The organism is Ruegeria sp. CDSC045 (assembly GCF_059610725.1).
Genome location: NZ_JBXWOE010000005.1, coordinates 137,745 through 152,340 on the forward strand (window position 1 = coordinate 137,745; position 14,596 = coordinate 152,340).

General features: G+C 55.5%; 15 protein-coding genes. 10 read left to right on the forward strand and 5 right to left on the reverse strand.

What is annotated here, in order from left to right:
- Nucleotides 1-23: 23 nt before the first annotated feature.
- The gene (locus AC2FH6_RS11255) at nt 24-1,484 is read right to left on the reverse strand and encodes an aldehyde dehydrogenase family protein (protein ID WP_496702610.1); all 1,461 of its coding nucleotides are present in this window, start codon (nt 1,482-1,484) and stop codon (nt 24-26) included.
- Nucleotides 1,485-2,507, reverse strand: coding sequence for a succinylglutamate desuccinylase/aspartoacylase family protein (locus AC2FH6_RS11260; RefSeq protein WP_496702611.1), 1,023 nt, complete (start codon nt 2,505-2,507; stop codon nt 1,485-1,487). It abuts the gene before it with no gap.
- A 131-nt stretch (nt 2,508-2,638) separates the two neighbouring features.
- On the opposite strand from AC2FH6_RS11260, the gene AC2FH6_RS11265 reads away from it, so the two are divergent.
- The 3 genes from AC2FH6_RS11265 to AC2FH6_RS11275 are packed head-to-tail and all read left to right on the forward strand — an operon-like array spanning nt 2,639 to nt 4,850.
- A complete protein-coding gene (locus AC2FH6_RS11265) occupies nt 2,639-3,733 on the forward strand; it encodes a pyridoxal phosphate-dependent aminotransferase (RefSeq protein ID WP_496702613.1) in 1,095 nt (364 codons plus the stop codon).
- A complete protein-coding gene (locus tag AC2FH6_RS11270) occupies nt 3,733-4,281 on the forward strand; it encodes a decarboxylase (protein WP_496702615.1) in 549 nt (182 codons plus the stop codon). Before AC2FH6_RS11265 ends, AC2FH6_RS11270 begins: the two co-directional genes overlap by 1 nt.
- Nucleotides 4,278-4,850: a thiamine pyrophosphate-dependent enzyme gene (locus AC2FH6_RS11275; RefSeq protein ID WP_496702617.1), complete on the forward strand. Its 573-nt coding sequence runs from the start codon at nt 4,278-4,280 to the stop codon at nt 4,848-4,850. Before AC2FH6_RS11270 ends, AC2FH6_RS11275 begins: the two co-directional genes overlap by 4 nt.
- Here AC2FH6_RS11275 and AC2FH6_RS11280 read toward each other — a convergent pair.
- Together AC2FH6_RS11280 and AC2FH6_RS11285 are read right to left on the reverse strand one after the other, a co-directional pair.
- A complete protein-coding gene (locus tag AC2FH6_RS11280) occupies nt 4,837-5,727 on the reverse strand; it encodes a LysR substrate-binding domain-containing protein (protein ID WP_496702618.1) in 891 nt (296 codons plus the stop codon). The genes AC2FH6_RS11275 and AC2FH6_RS11280 overlap by 14 nt on opposite strands.
- 140 nt (nt 5,728-5,867) lie before the next feature.
- Complete coding sequence (locus AC2FH6_RS11285; RefSeq protein WP_496691506.1) at nt 5,868-6,446, reverse strand: helix-turn-helix domain-containing protein; 579 nt, start codon at nt 6,444-6,446, stop codon at nt 5,868-5,870.
- Nucleotides 6,447-6,867: 421 nt separating this feature from the next.
- Here AC2FH6_RS11285 and AC2FH6_RS11290 point away from each other — a divergent pair, with 421 nt between their 5' ends.
- Nucleotides 6,868-7,062 (forward strand): hypothetical protein, encoded by a 195-nt coding sequence (locus AC2FH6_RS11290; protein ID WP_496702425.1) that lies wholly within the window; start codon nt 6,868-6,870, stop codon nt 7,060-7,062.
- Nucleotides 7,063-7,261: 199 nt separating this feature from the next.
- Here AC2FH6_RS11290 and AC2FH6_RS11295 read toward each other — a convergent pair whose 3' ends face one another.
- Complete coding sequence (locus AC2FH6_RS11295) at nt 7,262-8,263, reverse strand: nuclear transport factor 2 family protein (RefSeq protein WP_496702621.1); 1,002 nt, start codon at nt 8,261-8,263, stop codon at nt 7,262-7,264.
- 158 nt (nt 8,264-8,421) lie between these two features.
- Here AC2FH6_RS11295 and AC2FH6_RS11300 point away from each other — a divergent pair, with 158 nt between their 5' ends.
- From AC2FH6_RS11300 to AC2FH6_RS11325, 6 genes are all read left to right on the forward strand, one after another.
- Nucleotides 8,422-9,471, forward strand: a complete 1,050-nt coding sequence (locus AC2FH6_RS11300; protein ID WP_496691509.1) for an ABC transporter ATP-binding protein — start codon at nt 8,422-8,424, stop codon at nt 9,469-9,471.
- Nucleotides 9,472-9,554: 83 nt separating this feature from the next.
- Nucleotides 9,555-10,781: an ABC transporter substrate-binding protein gene (locus AC2FH6_RS11305; RefSeq protein ID WP_271949112.1), complete on the forward strand. Its 1,227-nt coding sequence runs from the start codon at nt 9,555-9,557 to the stop codon at nt 10,779-10,781.
- 65 nt (nt 10,782-10,846) lie between these two features.
- Entirely contained in the window at nt 10,847-11,875 is a 1,029-nt protein-coding gene (locus AC2FH6_RS11310) for a carbohydrate ABC transporter permease (protein ID WP_496702623.1), read from the forward strand.
- A gap of 1 nt (nt 11,876) precedes the next feature.
- Nucleotides 11,877-12,758 carry a carbohydrate ABC transporter permease gene (locus tag AC2FH6_RS11315; protein WP_281972841.1) on the forward strand — a complete coding sequence of 294 codons (882 nt, stop codon included), beginning with the start codon at nt 11,877-11,879 and terminating at the stop codon, nt 12,756-12,758.
- Between the two features lie 178 nt (nt 12,759-12,936).
- Nucleotides 12,937-13,926, forward strand: coding sequence for a nuclear transport factor 2 family protein (locus AC2FH6_RS11320; protein WP_496702213.1), 990 nt, complete (start codon nt 12,937-12,939; stop codon nt 13,924-13,926).
- A 132-nt stretch (nt 13,927-14,058) separates the two neighbouring features.
- The gene (locus AC2FH6_RS11325) at nt 14,059-14,589 is read left to right on the forward strand and encodes an ester cyclase (RefSeq protein WP_496702212.1); all 531 of its coding nucleotides are present in this window, start codon (nt 14,059-14,061) and stop codon (nt 14,587-14,589) included.
- Nucleotides 14,590-14,596: the final 7 nt, after the last annotated feature.

Below are 14,596 nucleotides of genomic sequence, written 5' to 3' on the forward strand. Positions count from 1 at the left end.
CCGTACGTATTGGTGCTGACAGATCAGGGAAACGGATCCGGGACCGGCGCTGCGCCGGTCCAGACGGATTTGATCTGACAGAAATCCTTGATGGCGTCCGGGCCAAGTTCTCGCCCATATCCGGACAGCTTGACCCCGCCAATAGGGCTGGCGGGATCGACGCTGCGATAGTGATTGATGTAAACGGTGCCTGCTACGATAGCCTCGGCCACTCGCTTGCCTTTGGCGGGATCCGTGCTCCAGACACCGGCGGCCAACCCATAGTCGCTATCGTTGGACAGCGCGATGGCCTCGGCTTCTGTATCAAATGAGGTAACCGCCAGCACCGGCCCGAACACCTCTTCGCGCCAGAGCTGCATGTCGGGCGTCACATTGTCGAAAATGGTTGGGCCAACAAAAAACCCGTCTCGCCCAGCGGCAGCTTCAAGCCCGTCCAACAGGCAAACAGCCCCATCCGCCTTTGCCCGTGCAATCATTTCGGTCACTTTGCGCAGGTGCGGTTCATTGGCCAGCGGAGCAATCTGAGTCTCAAGCTCCATCGGATCACCAAGACGTAAGTCGCGCGCCCGTGACAGCAGTTTTGCCAACAAGTTTTCTTTCATGCTGGCTTCGACGATTAGACGTGACCCGGCGACACAGGTCTGTCCATTAGACAGAAAAATACCAGAGAGAATGCCGTTGACGGTGTTGTCCAGATCACAGTCTGCAAACACAACCTGCGGTGATTTTCCTCCTAACTCCAGCACTGTCGGGACCACACCCGCCGCCGCTGCTTCGGCGACTTTACATCCTCCGAGATCTGACCCGGTAAAGGTCACCTTGCGGGTCAATGGATGGCGAACGAGCGACTCGCCAACCTCATAGCCGAGCCCAGTCACTACATTAAGGACGCCAGGCGGTAACCCAGCCTCATGTACAAGCCGGGCAAATTCCAGCGTTGAGGCTGACGCCATTTCCGATGGTTTGACAACAACCGTGTTGCCCGCCGCCAGTGCCGGAGCCAGCTTCCACGCAAGGATCATCAAAGGAGAATTCCAAGGTGTTATTGCCACAACCACGCCATAGGGGATGTAGTGGCCTACGCTGCTCACGCCGAGGACTGTATTTGCCTGTTGTTCGGGCTGCATTTTGCGAGCTTGTGCTGCGAAATGCCGAAACCAGCTATGCAATCCGGCAAATTGCCCCCGTACTTCGGAGATCCGCTTGCCATTGTCGCGGATCTCGGGCTCGACCAGTTCCTGCCAGCGGGTCTCCAAAGTATCGGCAAGCTGATCAATAACATAGGCCCTGTCATTTGGGCTGGTGTTGGCCCATGGGCCTTCCCGAAAGGCGCGGTCGGCATTTCGTATGGCTTGATCGGCTGTTTCAGCGCCACATCGTGCGATCTTGCTCCATTCAGTGCCGGTGGCCGGGTTAACACTCGGAAGTGTTTCAGCGGCCCAGGGTAGAAATGACCCGTTGATGAATGGCGTATAGGTCCGCATCTATGGCCCCTCGGGCAGAGGTTGCGCCACCAAGGTCAGCAAATCGCCCCGGCGCACCACACCGCGATTGCCATGGGCAAGAACAAGACCCGAAGCTGGAAACCTCAGATCCAACGGTGCGCGATCCGGTTCGGCCGGAAAAAAGAGCGTGCCAGCAGATGCTCCGGCCTCGACATATTGTCCGGCGGAGCAGCGTCGATCAAACAGGCCATCGGCAGGGGCGTAGAGACTGTGCGTTGGGTCCGCGATTTCTACGCAGTGCGTCGGGACAGATTCCGAGGATCTGCTGGGTAGAACACCCAGATGACGCAGGCAACGCATCAGGCCAGCCTCAGCAAGATCGGTCACATCAGGGTCGACACCGCCGCCACCGCTCAGTTCCGCCGCGATCATAGGGATCTTGGCCCGAGCCGCGGCGGAGTTAACTGATCGGTTGTCGTTGTTCGCACCGAGTACCCAGATCAACGGCAACCCAAAGGCCCGAGCCAATTCCATATTGGCTGCAGTGAGCTGCGCATCGTCTGTGCGTGCAGCCAACGCGCAGGGTTCGAACACTGATGCCTTGCCTCCGGAATGCAGATCAATCACGGCATCTGCCCGCGGGATCATTTCAGTTTCAATAAAATGGGCAAGCATGGCGGTTGGGCCGCCGTCTGCATTTCCGGGGAATGCGCGGTTCAGGTTTTGACCATCTAGCGGCGAAACACGCGAAGAGGCGTGAACCGCCGGCGCGTTCAGAGCTGGGATCAGGATGACCTGTCCGGTCAACTTTAACGGATCAAGTTGCGCTGCAAGCCGAAGGATAGCTGCTGGACCTTCGAATTCATCACCATGAGTTCCCCCAAGCATCAACACGACAGGCCCCGGCTGTCCGCGGATGCTGATGACCGGAACGGGGTAATACCCAAGGGGCACAGCATTGTCGGACCATTTCAACATCAGATCACCGGTATTCCGTCCCGGTAAGTCCAGATCCGTTGTGAGATGAAGCCTGCTGTTAGAGGTCGCGTGGGGATCAGTCATGTGAGTCCTTAGGGTGGCATTCTGCACATCAATATCATAACATTAAAGAAAGTGAATTGCTAAAAATGACTAGTTATGTGATATGAAGGAAAATCACAACCCACCCCGCCTATTGGTGCAGGAGGACATGAATGACCGTTGCCCTCGCGAAAGCGGGAATTGACAAGATCAAACCCCATATGGTGAGCGAGGCGGCCGATATCGCGCCGCCCTCCGCAGTCCTGCTCAATTCAAACGAAAGTGCGTTTGGTCCCAGTCCGATTGCCCGAGACGCGGCACGGGCTGCCGCCAGCTCGATTGAACGTTATCTGGAAAATCCGGATCACATTCTTGCCCCGGCAATCGCGAGCCATTTCGGACTGGATGCGGCGCGCATCACAACAGGGCAGGGGTCCGACGACTTGCTGGCGCGGCTGGCGCGGGCATATCTTGGACCCGGTACCGAATTGATCCGCAGTGCAAACGGCTATCTGAAGGTCCCGAACTACGCCTATGCCAACGATGCCGAGGTTGTGTCGGTTGCAGATGATCATTTCAAACCATCCGCTGACCGTATGATCAATGCGTTGACCGATCGGACGCGGGTGGTTTATCTGGCCAACCCCGAAAACCCGGCAGGTACTTACCTGAGCGGAACTGAAGTTCGCCGCCTGCATGCTGCACTGCCGGACAACGTCTTGTTGATCATCGATGCAGCTTATGAAGAATACGTCGACGCGCCGGATTATGAACCCGCCCATATTTTGGTCGAACAGGCGGAAAATGTCGTCATCTGCAGGACGTTCTCCAAGATTTACGGATTGGCCGGCGCGCGCGTGGGTTGGATGTACGGGCCCGATGACATCATCGATGCTGTTCGTCGGGTCGGTTTGACTTTTCCAGTGGCGTCGTCCTCTGCTGCAGCTGCGATTGCGGCATTGGAAGATGAGGCGCACACACGCTATGTCCACGATGCGAACCGTAGGGGCCGGGACTGGATCAGCGCCGAGATGCAGGCACTTGGGTTGGGCGTAATACCCAGTCAGGCAAATTTTGTTCTGGTTCATTTTCCCGATATGCAAAAATCCGCAGAAGCGGCCACAAGCGCGCTTTTGCAGCAAGGGGTCGCGGTGCGGCGGTTCGCCTCGTCCGCATACGGGGACTATTTGCGCATAACTGTCGGACATATGCGCGATCTGAGGATTGCGCGGGACGGTATTGCAAGATTTCTGGGCGGAGGCGCGTGATGGTCGCTTCGTCTAGGGTGGCGGCGGATGTGCCAAAGGTGGCGCATCCTTCTGGTGCAGCAATTCTGGCACAAATTAAGGCGGCGCATGTGCGTGAAATTGTGGCCCTGCCTGATATTGTTACCAGTGATGGGTTGCTATGGCCAATTTCTCGGGATCCGGAATTTCGGCTGACCCGCATCTGCAAGGAAGATGAAGGTGTCAGTATCTGTGGGGCTATGTCCTATAACGGAACCCGTGCGCTTTTGATGATGCAGCAAACAGGATTGATGGATTCTCTCAATGCAATCCGGGCTATCGGGGTGGATTACGAACTACCGGTCGTGATGATGGTGGGTCTGCAAGGGAAAGAGCCGCATATACACCCAGATTACTCGGCCTCTTACGGGGTCAGGATCGTCCGTCCGGTCCTGGATGCAATGGAACTGTCGCATTCGCTGATCGAAGAGCCCGGAGATGAGGCGCATATCTGCCAGGCCGTTGAGGCCGCCTATACATCGTCAAAACCCCATATTTTCCTGATCGGGCGCCCCCCGGAGACACCATGACAATGCACCGAGATGCGGCGCTCGAGGCGCTGATCCCTCATGTTCGCGACGACGATATTGTGGTCGCAGTCTATCAAAGCTGTTTCGACTGGCTGGCGCTGAACCCACGTGAACTGAACTATGTCGCAGTCGGGGCGATGGGGCAGGCCTCATCTCACGGATTGGGGCTGGCGTTGGCCAATCCAGATCGGCGCGTGATTGTTCTGGATGGTGATGGCAGTCTGTTGATGAACCTCGGGACATTGGTCACAATTGCCAGTGCCGGGGCAAGAAACCTGTATCACTTTCTATCTTTCAACAGGGTGTACGAAGTGAACGGAGCGCATCCTCTGCCTGGGGCGGACATGGTAGATTTCGCTGCTATGGCCTGGGCCGCAGGGTACGCGGGTGTGCAACGTTTCACGGATATCGACCGGTTTGCCGAAGCGGCACCACAGGTATTATCTTTGTCCGGCCCGCAGTTCATTTCGATGGAGGTAAAGGCAGGCGCGTCCTATCCCCGCGACTATGCCTATATCCACAGCGCTCAGGCGCGATCGACTTTTCGGGCGGCTCTCAATCGGCGTTGAGATCTGATTGGACGATGTTCAGAAAAGACTTTCCAACGGCAGATAGGGTCTTGTTCTTTGACCAAAATAGAACAGCCCGGAAGTTTAACGGCGCGGCAAATGGTATAGCCACGCAACCTGGAATGGTCTTGAGGTAGTCCAGACTGGCGCCGACGACAGAAACTCCCAAACCACGTGAAACCAGCCTGCAGATAGAGTCGGTTGTGCGCGTCTCATACTGCATGCGCCGTGCAATCCCTTTTGCTTCGAAAAACTGGTCGATTTCATAGCGAAAGCGAGAGGACGGCATATAGGAAATAAAACTTTCATCTGCCAGATCCCTCGCCTGGACAAGAGCATTGCCGGCCAAGGCGTGATCCACCGAAACCACGCAGCACACATCACTGTCTTTGATCACAAGGCTTTCAAATGACGGATTTGCCGGTTGGGTTGTCGTGATGCCAAAGTCATAATTCTGGGACACCATCCATTCGACTGCGTCATCGCTGGGGGCAATTTCCATTCGGGCCATCGCATGTGGGCAAGTGGCAGCAAATTTCCCTATCAGGTCCGGCGCGAGTTGCGAAGAAACGCCCGGCGTAATCACAAGATTGAGGCGCGCGTGGCCAAACTTCCCAATAGCTGTGGCAGAATCCTTAATATGTTCCATACCGCTAACGGCTTGGCGCACTTCTTCAACCAGTAATCTGGCCTCGTCTGTGGGTATCAGCACACGGCCGACACGCTGAAAAAGTGGAAACCCAACTTCTTCTTCGAAATCAGAGATCAGCCGGCTGACTGCAGGTTGAGAAATACCCAACATCGCTGCGGCCTCGGTCACAGTCCCGGTCGAGACCACCGTTCGAAACGCGTCAACTTGTCGGAATGTGATGTTCATTTGGCCTCAGTGGTTTTGCCTTGTCATGTAGGGTGTCAGATTCGACCCATAAGATATAGTTATTCGAATTTCAAAAATCTGGCCAGCATGCGATATCACTTAGTTGGCGCCAAATTGGGTTGTGTATCTGGATTTCCCTGCTATTGCTGACGAGTAGAGACGGCTATGAATTCGATCTTTTGCGAGTGGATTTTACGGAAACCATGTGGAAGCTTGGCATCAAAACTCAACGTATCTCCCGCTGACATATCAAAGTCTTCGCTGCCGCAACGATAGATTGCCTGGCCTTCGATTATGTATATGAAGACATAGCCTTCATGCTGATAGCCGGGCAAATTGTCTGATTGTTCTTTTGAAATACTGATCCGTGCCGACTGGAACGTCCCTTGGGGTGCGCTGTGCTTACCCAACAGAAGGTAGTTATGCGTGTGCCCCTGAGTGATACGCCGCGCCTGGAGACCATCCCCGGCACGCGCGTGATGCACATCTGCTGCCGCGTCTGAGCGTGCAAACAATGCCACCAATGGCACATCAAGGGCATCCGCCAGTGATTGCAGCATCGCAAGCGAAGGTGAGACATTTCCATTCTCGATACGACTGATCATCGCAGTGGACACCTGTGCCCGAGTAGCCAGGTCACCCAACTTAAGTTCACGCTCTTGGCGTAACCGTTGCAGTGTCTGACCTATTTCACTTTCTGTGCAGTTTTTCTTTTCCACTATTTTTGCTGCCGATCATGGAATTCAGGATATGGATACAGCGCATCCGGGATGTCAACATCAGTGCCCTAATTCGAAAATGCGTCAAGGCTCGAGTATTCAGAACACTTTTTGGATTTCCGATACCAGCAGATTGGACAGCCGACTGGTCACTGTATTTGGGACTTGGTCAGGTTGTTGATCGGAAAATGTTGCAATCTTTTGACCATCAACGCATTCGGAATTAGCGCGTGAATGGCTGCTGGTCATATCAAGTCGAAAGCCGGTTCATGATTTCCTTTAAAGGCGCGCAATATCCAAAGGATGTATTCCTGATCTCAGCGTTCTTTCCCTCCGCTACGGTGTTTCCTATCGTGATCATGAAGAAATCTCGACCGTCACTATCATCTGCACAAATCAGCCTGCATTGTTGGCGGACGCGGTGACACGTCAGGTGGAGCAACCCGAACTTCAGCGGTTTGAGATTTCGGCGGCGCAGCTAGCAGCCAACTATAACCAAGCTTTGGAACAGGGGATTGAGGTTGACCCCGACCAATGGGACGCCCTGAACGCCGCCGCTTGGCCCATTCTCGTTCGCTCGGATACGCAATCCCGCTCAGGCGCGGGGCCCATGTGAGGCTTGGGATATGAGCCAGCGCTTGCTCCGTTTGCAAACAAGAAATGCCGCCCCGATTGGGGCGGCGTCGGACCGGAATTCGTTCAACATGTATTCCCGGTGAATCGGCGCTGGGTCGCCAAAGAACCTTTTGACCCTGCGCGCCATGAGCCAGGGGTAGTGCACAGAGCCAAGGTCTGATGTGCGTCAATCCTGCCGGTTATGTTCGCGGTAGCTCGGACATTCTGGCAAGGATATCCACGCCCTGCTGTTTCCAGAAATGTAAAAGGTCGATGAATATCCAGTTCTCGGCCAGCTTATCCCCGTCTCGCCGATAGATATCTATTACCCGAAATTCACCGGCTTTGTCAGTCGCAGGCATTCCCATGAACCCGCCAGTTGGACGGGCTGTGAAATTCGGCCAGCCAAAAAAACCGCCATAATGACCCTCTGCCAGGCGGCATATGTGTTTGGTTTTTGACCGGTCAGCGAAACCAGCACGGAAAGGGCCTGCATGCTGTTGGGCGTAGCGTTCGATCGTGTAGGTCGCCCCGATCCCGGATGGCCCCCACCAGATCATGTCTTCGGACCATGTGCGCCGTAGCTCGTCCTCAAGGCTGAGGCCGCTGTTCCATTGGCCCAGATCGGAGATCATAGAGTTGATGGCCGCCAGAGTCCGCTCTCCTTCCGCCTCAGGTTGCGGACCGACCATCAGGCCGTCATGGGTCATGGGCCCCGGCTGCACGAGCTGCGCGGCTGTCTGAGGCGGGAACGGCTGCAATCCGGCCTGCATCATGAAATGAGGTATGTCGAAATACATCGCGGTTTCAGTGATTTTTCCGTTTTCGACCTTGTTGAATTCGCAATAGCGCAGAAATGTCATTTTGCCGTTTGGCGAGATACCTAGCCAATCTTTGTCGAACAGCCCCATGAGATGGCCCATTGATACAACCCAGACCGAGGTGAAACCGTCCATCTCGTTTTCTCCGGCCATGAATATGTCCATGCGGCGCTGCATTCGGGTCAGGCTTTGTTTCAGCGGAAGCCAGAACTGGGTACCTACGTCACTGGGGCCATGCAGTTCGTCAAAGGGATGGAATCCGCGCCACAGATAGTCATCGGCGCAATATTTCGAGATCACGTCAGGGACCGCTGATTCTTCAGCTCGGCTCAGAGCTTCATAAAGATCCAGAACAATATTTTTCTCGGCTTCGTAAGGCATATTCTTTTCTTTCAGTGCTTTACCAGGAATTGAGCACAGGTTTTCAGTATAGTGAAACGTAGATTTGCAAACGCATGCAAAAAAAGCTTGCCTGATGTTCCATCAGATGTCTATGCTCTTGCAAACGTATGCACGACAAGTGCACATGGGAGGACAGAATGGCCGAAATTCAACTTCGCAGTGTTGGGAAACGTTGGGGATCGTTTGTGGGGGTCGATAATTTCGACCTGACTATTGCCGATAAAGAGTTTCTGGTTCTTCTTGGCCCATCAGGCTGTGGCAAGACGACGACCATGCGCATGATTGCGGGTTTGGAGGACGCCAGCGAGGGCGACATTCTGATAGATGGCGAGCGTGTCAATGACATGGAGCCCAAGGACCGCGATGTCGCCATGGTGTTTCAGTCCTACGCGCTCTATCCGAACATGAATGTTTATGAGAATATCCGGTTCCCGCTGAAGGTGCGCGGCATCGACCCTTCCACGCATGACGAAAAAGTGCGCCGCGCTTCGGCCATGGTCGAACTGGATGACTTTCTGCATCGCAAACCGGCAGAGTTGTCGGGCGGCCAGCGACAGCGCGTCGCTTTGGCCCGCGCCATTGTTCGCGAGCCAAATGTCTTTCTGATGGACGAACCGCTGTCAAACCTTGACGCCAAGCTGCGTGTTTCGACGCGCGCGCAGATCAAGAACCTCAGCCACGAGCTTGCCGTGACCACAATCTACGTGACTCATGACCAGATCGAAGCGATGACCCTTGCCGATCGTGTGGTGATCATGAAGCAGGGTATCGTGCAGCAGGTTGGCTCTCCGACCGATATTTACGATGCACCCGCAAACACTTTTGTGGCCAGCTTTATTGGCAACCCTGCAATGAACCTTATCGATGGTCAGGTTCAGAATGGGGTGTTTAGGGCTCAGAACACTGAGGTGCATGGGCTGAATGCGTCGGACGGCCCGATTACGCTGGGCTTTCGCGCCGAGGACGCCAATGTCGTGGAAAGCGGCGGCGAGATTAACGGGCCCATCTACACGCAGGAGCTTTTGGGCGACAGCACGATGGTCTCGGTTCGGATCGGTGGCGCGCTGGTTTCGGTCAAAGCCGACAAAACCTATCGCGCTGAAATCGATGATCAGGTTTCAATCCATATCCACACCGATCACTGCCACTTGTTTGATGCGCAAACCGGAACGCGTTTGGAGCGCTGAACAGAAAATCCAAACCCGCATTGCCGGGTTTAATGCAGGTGCAGACTTCGAAGATGCACCCATCTACCTAGGGAGGAATACAAATGTTTCTGAAGAAAATAGCATTGGCTGGGTCCTTGGCCGCCTTTGCCGCCAGCGCAGGTTATGCCTGTGAAATTAGCGGGCGCGTGAATATCGTTGGTAACGAATTTGCGGCCATTCAGGCCGTCGCAACCGGCGCGAAAGAATGCACAGGCGCATCGGTCGATTCAAACCTGACCTCCGAGCACCAGACCATCAACGTGGCTGGTCTGTCCGGAAACCCGTCTGAATACACCAGTGCCATCATCGCCAACAGCTCGATCGTGGCGTTGATGAACGAAGATGTTATTCGGCCGCTCAACGATCTGGTGGAACAGCATGGTCAGGACCTGCAGCCAGGTCAGTTGATCAAGATTGGTGATGACATTATGGCCGTGGCGTTCATGGCGAATGCTCAGCACCTGATGTATCGCAAGGACGTGTTGGAACAGGCCGGTGTCGAAGTGCCAACGACCTATGAAGAATTGCTCGAAGCTGCCAAAGCCATTCGCGAGCAGGGCATCATGCAAAACCCGGTTGGCGGCGCCTATGCGTCGGGTTGGAATCTGGCACAGGAATTCAACAACATTTTTCTTGGCTATGGCGGCAGCCACTTCAAAGCCGGAACAGCCGAGCCCAACGTGAATTCTGAGGCTGGTGTAAATGCGCTGAACATGATGAAGGCTTTGTCGGAATACATGAACCCCGACTTCCTGACCCACGATTCCAATGCCACTAATGCCGAATACCGTGCTGGTAACGTTGCAATCATGAATATGTGGGGTTCACGCGCATCGCAGCAAACCACGACCGAAGGCGTGCTTCAGGAAGTGATCGACGGTCATGCGATCGGCGCACCACTGACAGTCGGCGGCGGGTCGACGCCGGCATCGACCCTGTGGTGGGACGGCTGGACCGTCGGCAAGAACATCTCGGATGAAGAAGCCGAGGCTACGTTCATCGCGATGAAACACGGTATCCGTCCTGACATGCTGAACGATGAAACCACGCCGCTGGCGGTATGGTTGATCGAAGGATACGAGCCTGGTGCGGACGCCGAAGGCGTGTTTGAGGCGGCCAAAATGGGCACACCGCCTTATCCGATGTTGCCTTACATGGGCCTGATGCACAGCGCGCTAGGCAATGAACTTTCAGACTTCATGCAAGGCAAGGAAAGCGCTGAGCAGGCGCTGGCCGATGTCGAAGCCGCATATCGCGCCGCTGCCATCGAACAAGGTTTCCTCCAGTAGGGCCTGACTCGTGCGGGCGTCTGTAAGGGCCGCCCGCACAAACCAATTCACGTGGGGATTGCGACATGCGCCATAAGACCTTCCTGTGGTTCTTCCTGCCCACCGGGCTTGCGATGCTGCTGTTCATCGCGATGCCGATAGTCTCGGTGGTGACCCAATCCATTTTCGCGCCTCATCCTGCCGTTTTGTTAGAGGTCGAAAGCTGCACCCCCCTGATTGGCTGCACGACAGAGACCACGATTGATCAAGAGGCAACAGCCGCCCTTCGCGCCGAGAAACCACTGGGCCGATTTGTCGGATTGGACATTTACCTGGACCGTGGCCACCTGGCGATCCAGGAAATTGGCCAGATCTGGGCTGCGAATGAAACCTGGGGCGATTTCTTCTCAAAGATCGGTAATTTACCCTTTTACAGGGCAATGGCTTTTACGCTGACCTTCACGTTTGTTGTGACGCCGCTCACAATCATTTTGGGGCTGGTGATTGCGCTGGCAATCAACTCCCTGCACCGAAATCTCAAAGGGCTGCTGATCTTCTTTTCGCTTCTGCCGATGATCGTCACTCCGTTGATTGGCTCGCTTATCCTGTTCTGGATGATTGACAGCCGCGGGGTCATCGGCAACGCCCTGGTATATCTGGCCGGGGATCCGGATTTTAGCCTGAAGGCCTCAACCGGGCTGATGTGGGTGGCGCTGATGGTTTATGGAGTTTGGCACGCCGCTCCATTTGCTTTTGTCGTGTTCTATGCGGGGCTGCAAACATTGCCCCAGGATCAAATCGAGGCCGCCCAGATAGACGGGGCAACCCGCTGGCAACAGATTAAGTTCGTGGTCGTTCCTCATCTCATGCCACTGGTCACATTTGTTGCGTTGATTCAGTTGATGGACAACTTCAAGGTGTTTGAACCGATAATCGGGTTCAGCGCAGGTGCGCACGCACAATCCCTTAGTACATTCATCTTCAACGACTTAGGCGGTGAAACCCGGCAGCTTTCTTCCGCGGCCGCGACCTCTGTGATCACGATAATCGGAGTCGCCATTCTGCTGTCACCCGTGCTTGTCCGCACCTGGCGCGACTTCAAAGGAGCAAGATAATATGGCCAGCCGCGCACAAAGAATGCCTAGAAGTCTCCGGATCGCCTCGTCCTTATTTGTGATCCTATGGTTCGTTCTGGCCGCTTTCCCGTTCCTCTGGACGGTCTGGGGTTCGTTCAAAGTAGAGTTGGATTTCTTTTCGATCGCCGACTGGACCAATGCCATCACCGGAGCACGGACCGAAGCCGTCTATGGCTCGCCCTTCACAACCACAGGGTACGAGGGTGCCTGGATACAGGAAGAATTTTGGCGGAATGTTCTCAACACGGGGATCGTCTGTTTCTTTGTTGTCACCATCTCGCTCACAATCGGAACGCTGGGGGGCTATGCTCTGTCCCGGTCGACCTACAACTATACGTTCTGGCTATTGATCACGGCACTTATCTTCCGGGCTATGCCACCGATTACGCTGGTCTCGGGATATTTGCTGCCTTTCTTCGAATGGAACATCTGGGGGATCCTTCCAACCACGATCATCGTGCTTGTGGCGATAAACCAGCCGTTCACTCTGTGGATGCTGCATTCTTTCTTTAAGAATATCCCAAGCGAGCTGGATGAAAGCGCCAAGGTCGACGGATGCAACCAGTTCCAGGCATTTCGTCGCGTGATCATTCCGGTGATGTGGCCAGGGGTGATCACCACCGGGCTGTTCTCGTTCCTGCTGGCCTATAACGATTTTGCCGTCGGGGCGATGCTGCTGTCCGAAAGCAACCGCACGATGGTGCCTGCCATTGCCGCGTTTCTTGGTACAACGCAGACTGAAGGTAACGTGATGTTCGCGGTTGCGGCTGTGGTTTCAGCCACAGTTCCATTGTTCATTCTGGTCATGTTCTTCCAGCGACAGATTGTGGGCGGTCTGACGGCCGGGGCTGTGAAAGGCTAACTCTGATGGGACGCACTCATCCTCAGTCCGTATCTGCCCATGCGCATACTGCCAGACTGAATGTAGCTGCGCGCAGGACCCGGCGGCCGGGACGAATTCCATTTGCTTTGATGCGCGCGGGACCTTGCGGGGCGCTTCTCCGAACACGCCCCGAACAGACCCCATTGAGACAGAGAAGATGAAAAACCTCGACCGCAAACCCTTTCTGAAATTCACCGAAGCACAACGCCATCCTGGCAACTTCCGGCCGGCATTTGACGCTTTCTTCGCCCCCGGTGCACATGTCAACGTGGTGCATCCCTTCAATGAGGTCGCGGGCGGCCTCGGGCTGCACGATCACGTCATCGCCCCGCTCGCCGCTGCCTTCGACGGGCTTTTTCGGCGCGATGACATCGTCATGGCCGGCGAATTTGACGGGCAGGACTGGATCAGCGCCACCGGCTATTTCGTTGGTCGGTTCTCGCGCGACTGGCTCGGCATCCGGGCCACAGGCGAGCTTGCCTATCTGCGCTTCGGCGAGTTCCACCGGATGCAGGACGGCAAGGCGGTGGAAAGCTATATCTTCCTCGATATTCCAGAGCTGATGCTGGCCGCTGGACAATGGCCGGTCCCTGACAGCCCGGGCAAGACCCGCGGCTTCACCGGCATGATTCAAGGCCCCGCCAGCCATGATGGCATCTTGACCACTCCGCAGGATCCTGCGGAGGGTGCCAAGAGCTATCATATGGTCACAGAAATGCTGGCCGGGCTTGCTACCGAGAACGAGGCTTGGCGCCCCTACTGGCATGACAACATGGTCTGGTACGGCCCCGGCGCCTTCGGTTCTTTCGTCGGGATTGAGAGTTTTGCCACCTTCCAGGTGCCTTTTGAAGCCGCCTTTGAAGGCTGGTCCGGCGGCACTGCGGGCAATGGTATGACGGCGCATTTCACCCGCTATGGCGAAGGTAACTACGTATGCTCGGGCGGTTGGCCCTCGTTAACTGGCGTCCAAGTGAAACCTTTCCTCGGCCAGTCCGCAAGTGGCAAACGCGTCTTCATGCGGGTCTGCGACTGGTGGCGCCGCGAGGACGATCTGCTGGTCGAAAACTGGGTTTTCGTCGATGTCCCGCATGTGCTGTTGCAACTGGGCTATGACCTCTTTGCTGAAATCGCCGAGCAGGCTGCATGAGCTGCTCTGCCAGACATAACGCCGTTGCGCACCATCCGGCGCTCAACCGGATGCCAAGGGATTTTCTGACGGCGGATTAATCCTCGCCCTCCACACAGAAGACCCCTTGGTAACCATAAAAGGAAGAGAAACATGAAGGGCTCCCGCCCCGAACAAGCCGTGCTGACACGTGACACGGACATGAGCAAAACCGACGAGACCCGCGCCGTGATCGAGGGGATGGTCGATGGTTTGAACGACCACCGTATCGAAGACATCGGCGAATTCTTCGCCGAAGGGTTCCGCTGGCTTGGCAACCAGGGTTGCGGCACCAAGACGGGCCTGAAGGAATTCCAGGAAAACTGGCAACGCCCGTTCCAGGCTGCGTTTTCCGACAAGACCTGCATCGACGAGGCCCGGCTTTATATGGGCGAGTGGGCGGCAGCTTTTGGCCGCCAGGAAGCAACCCATTCTGGCGAATTTCTGGGGATTGCGCCCACCGGCAAGCGCGTCGAGATCCGTTACATGGATTTCTGGAAGGTTGTCGACGGCAAGATCGTCGACAACTGGGTGAATGTCGATTTTGCCCATGTCGCCTCGCAGCTTGGCATCGATCTGTTCCAGGGCAAAGGGTGGGAAACATTTGACCGGGGAGAAGAAATTCCGCCCCGGCCCGAAAATTGAGGATTAG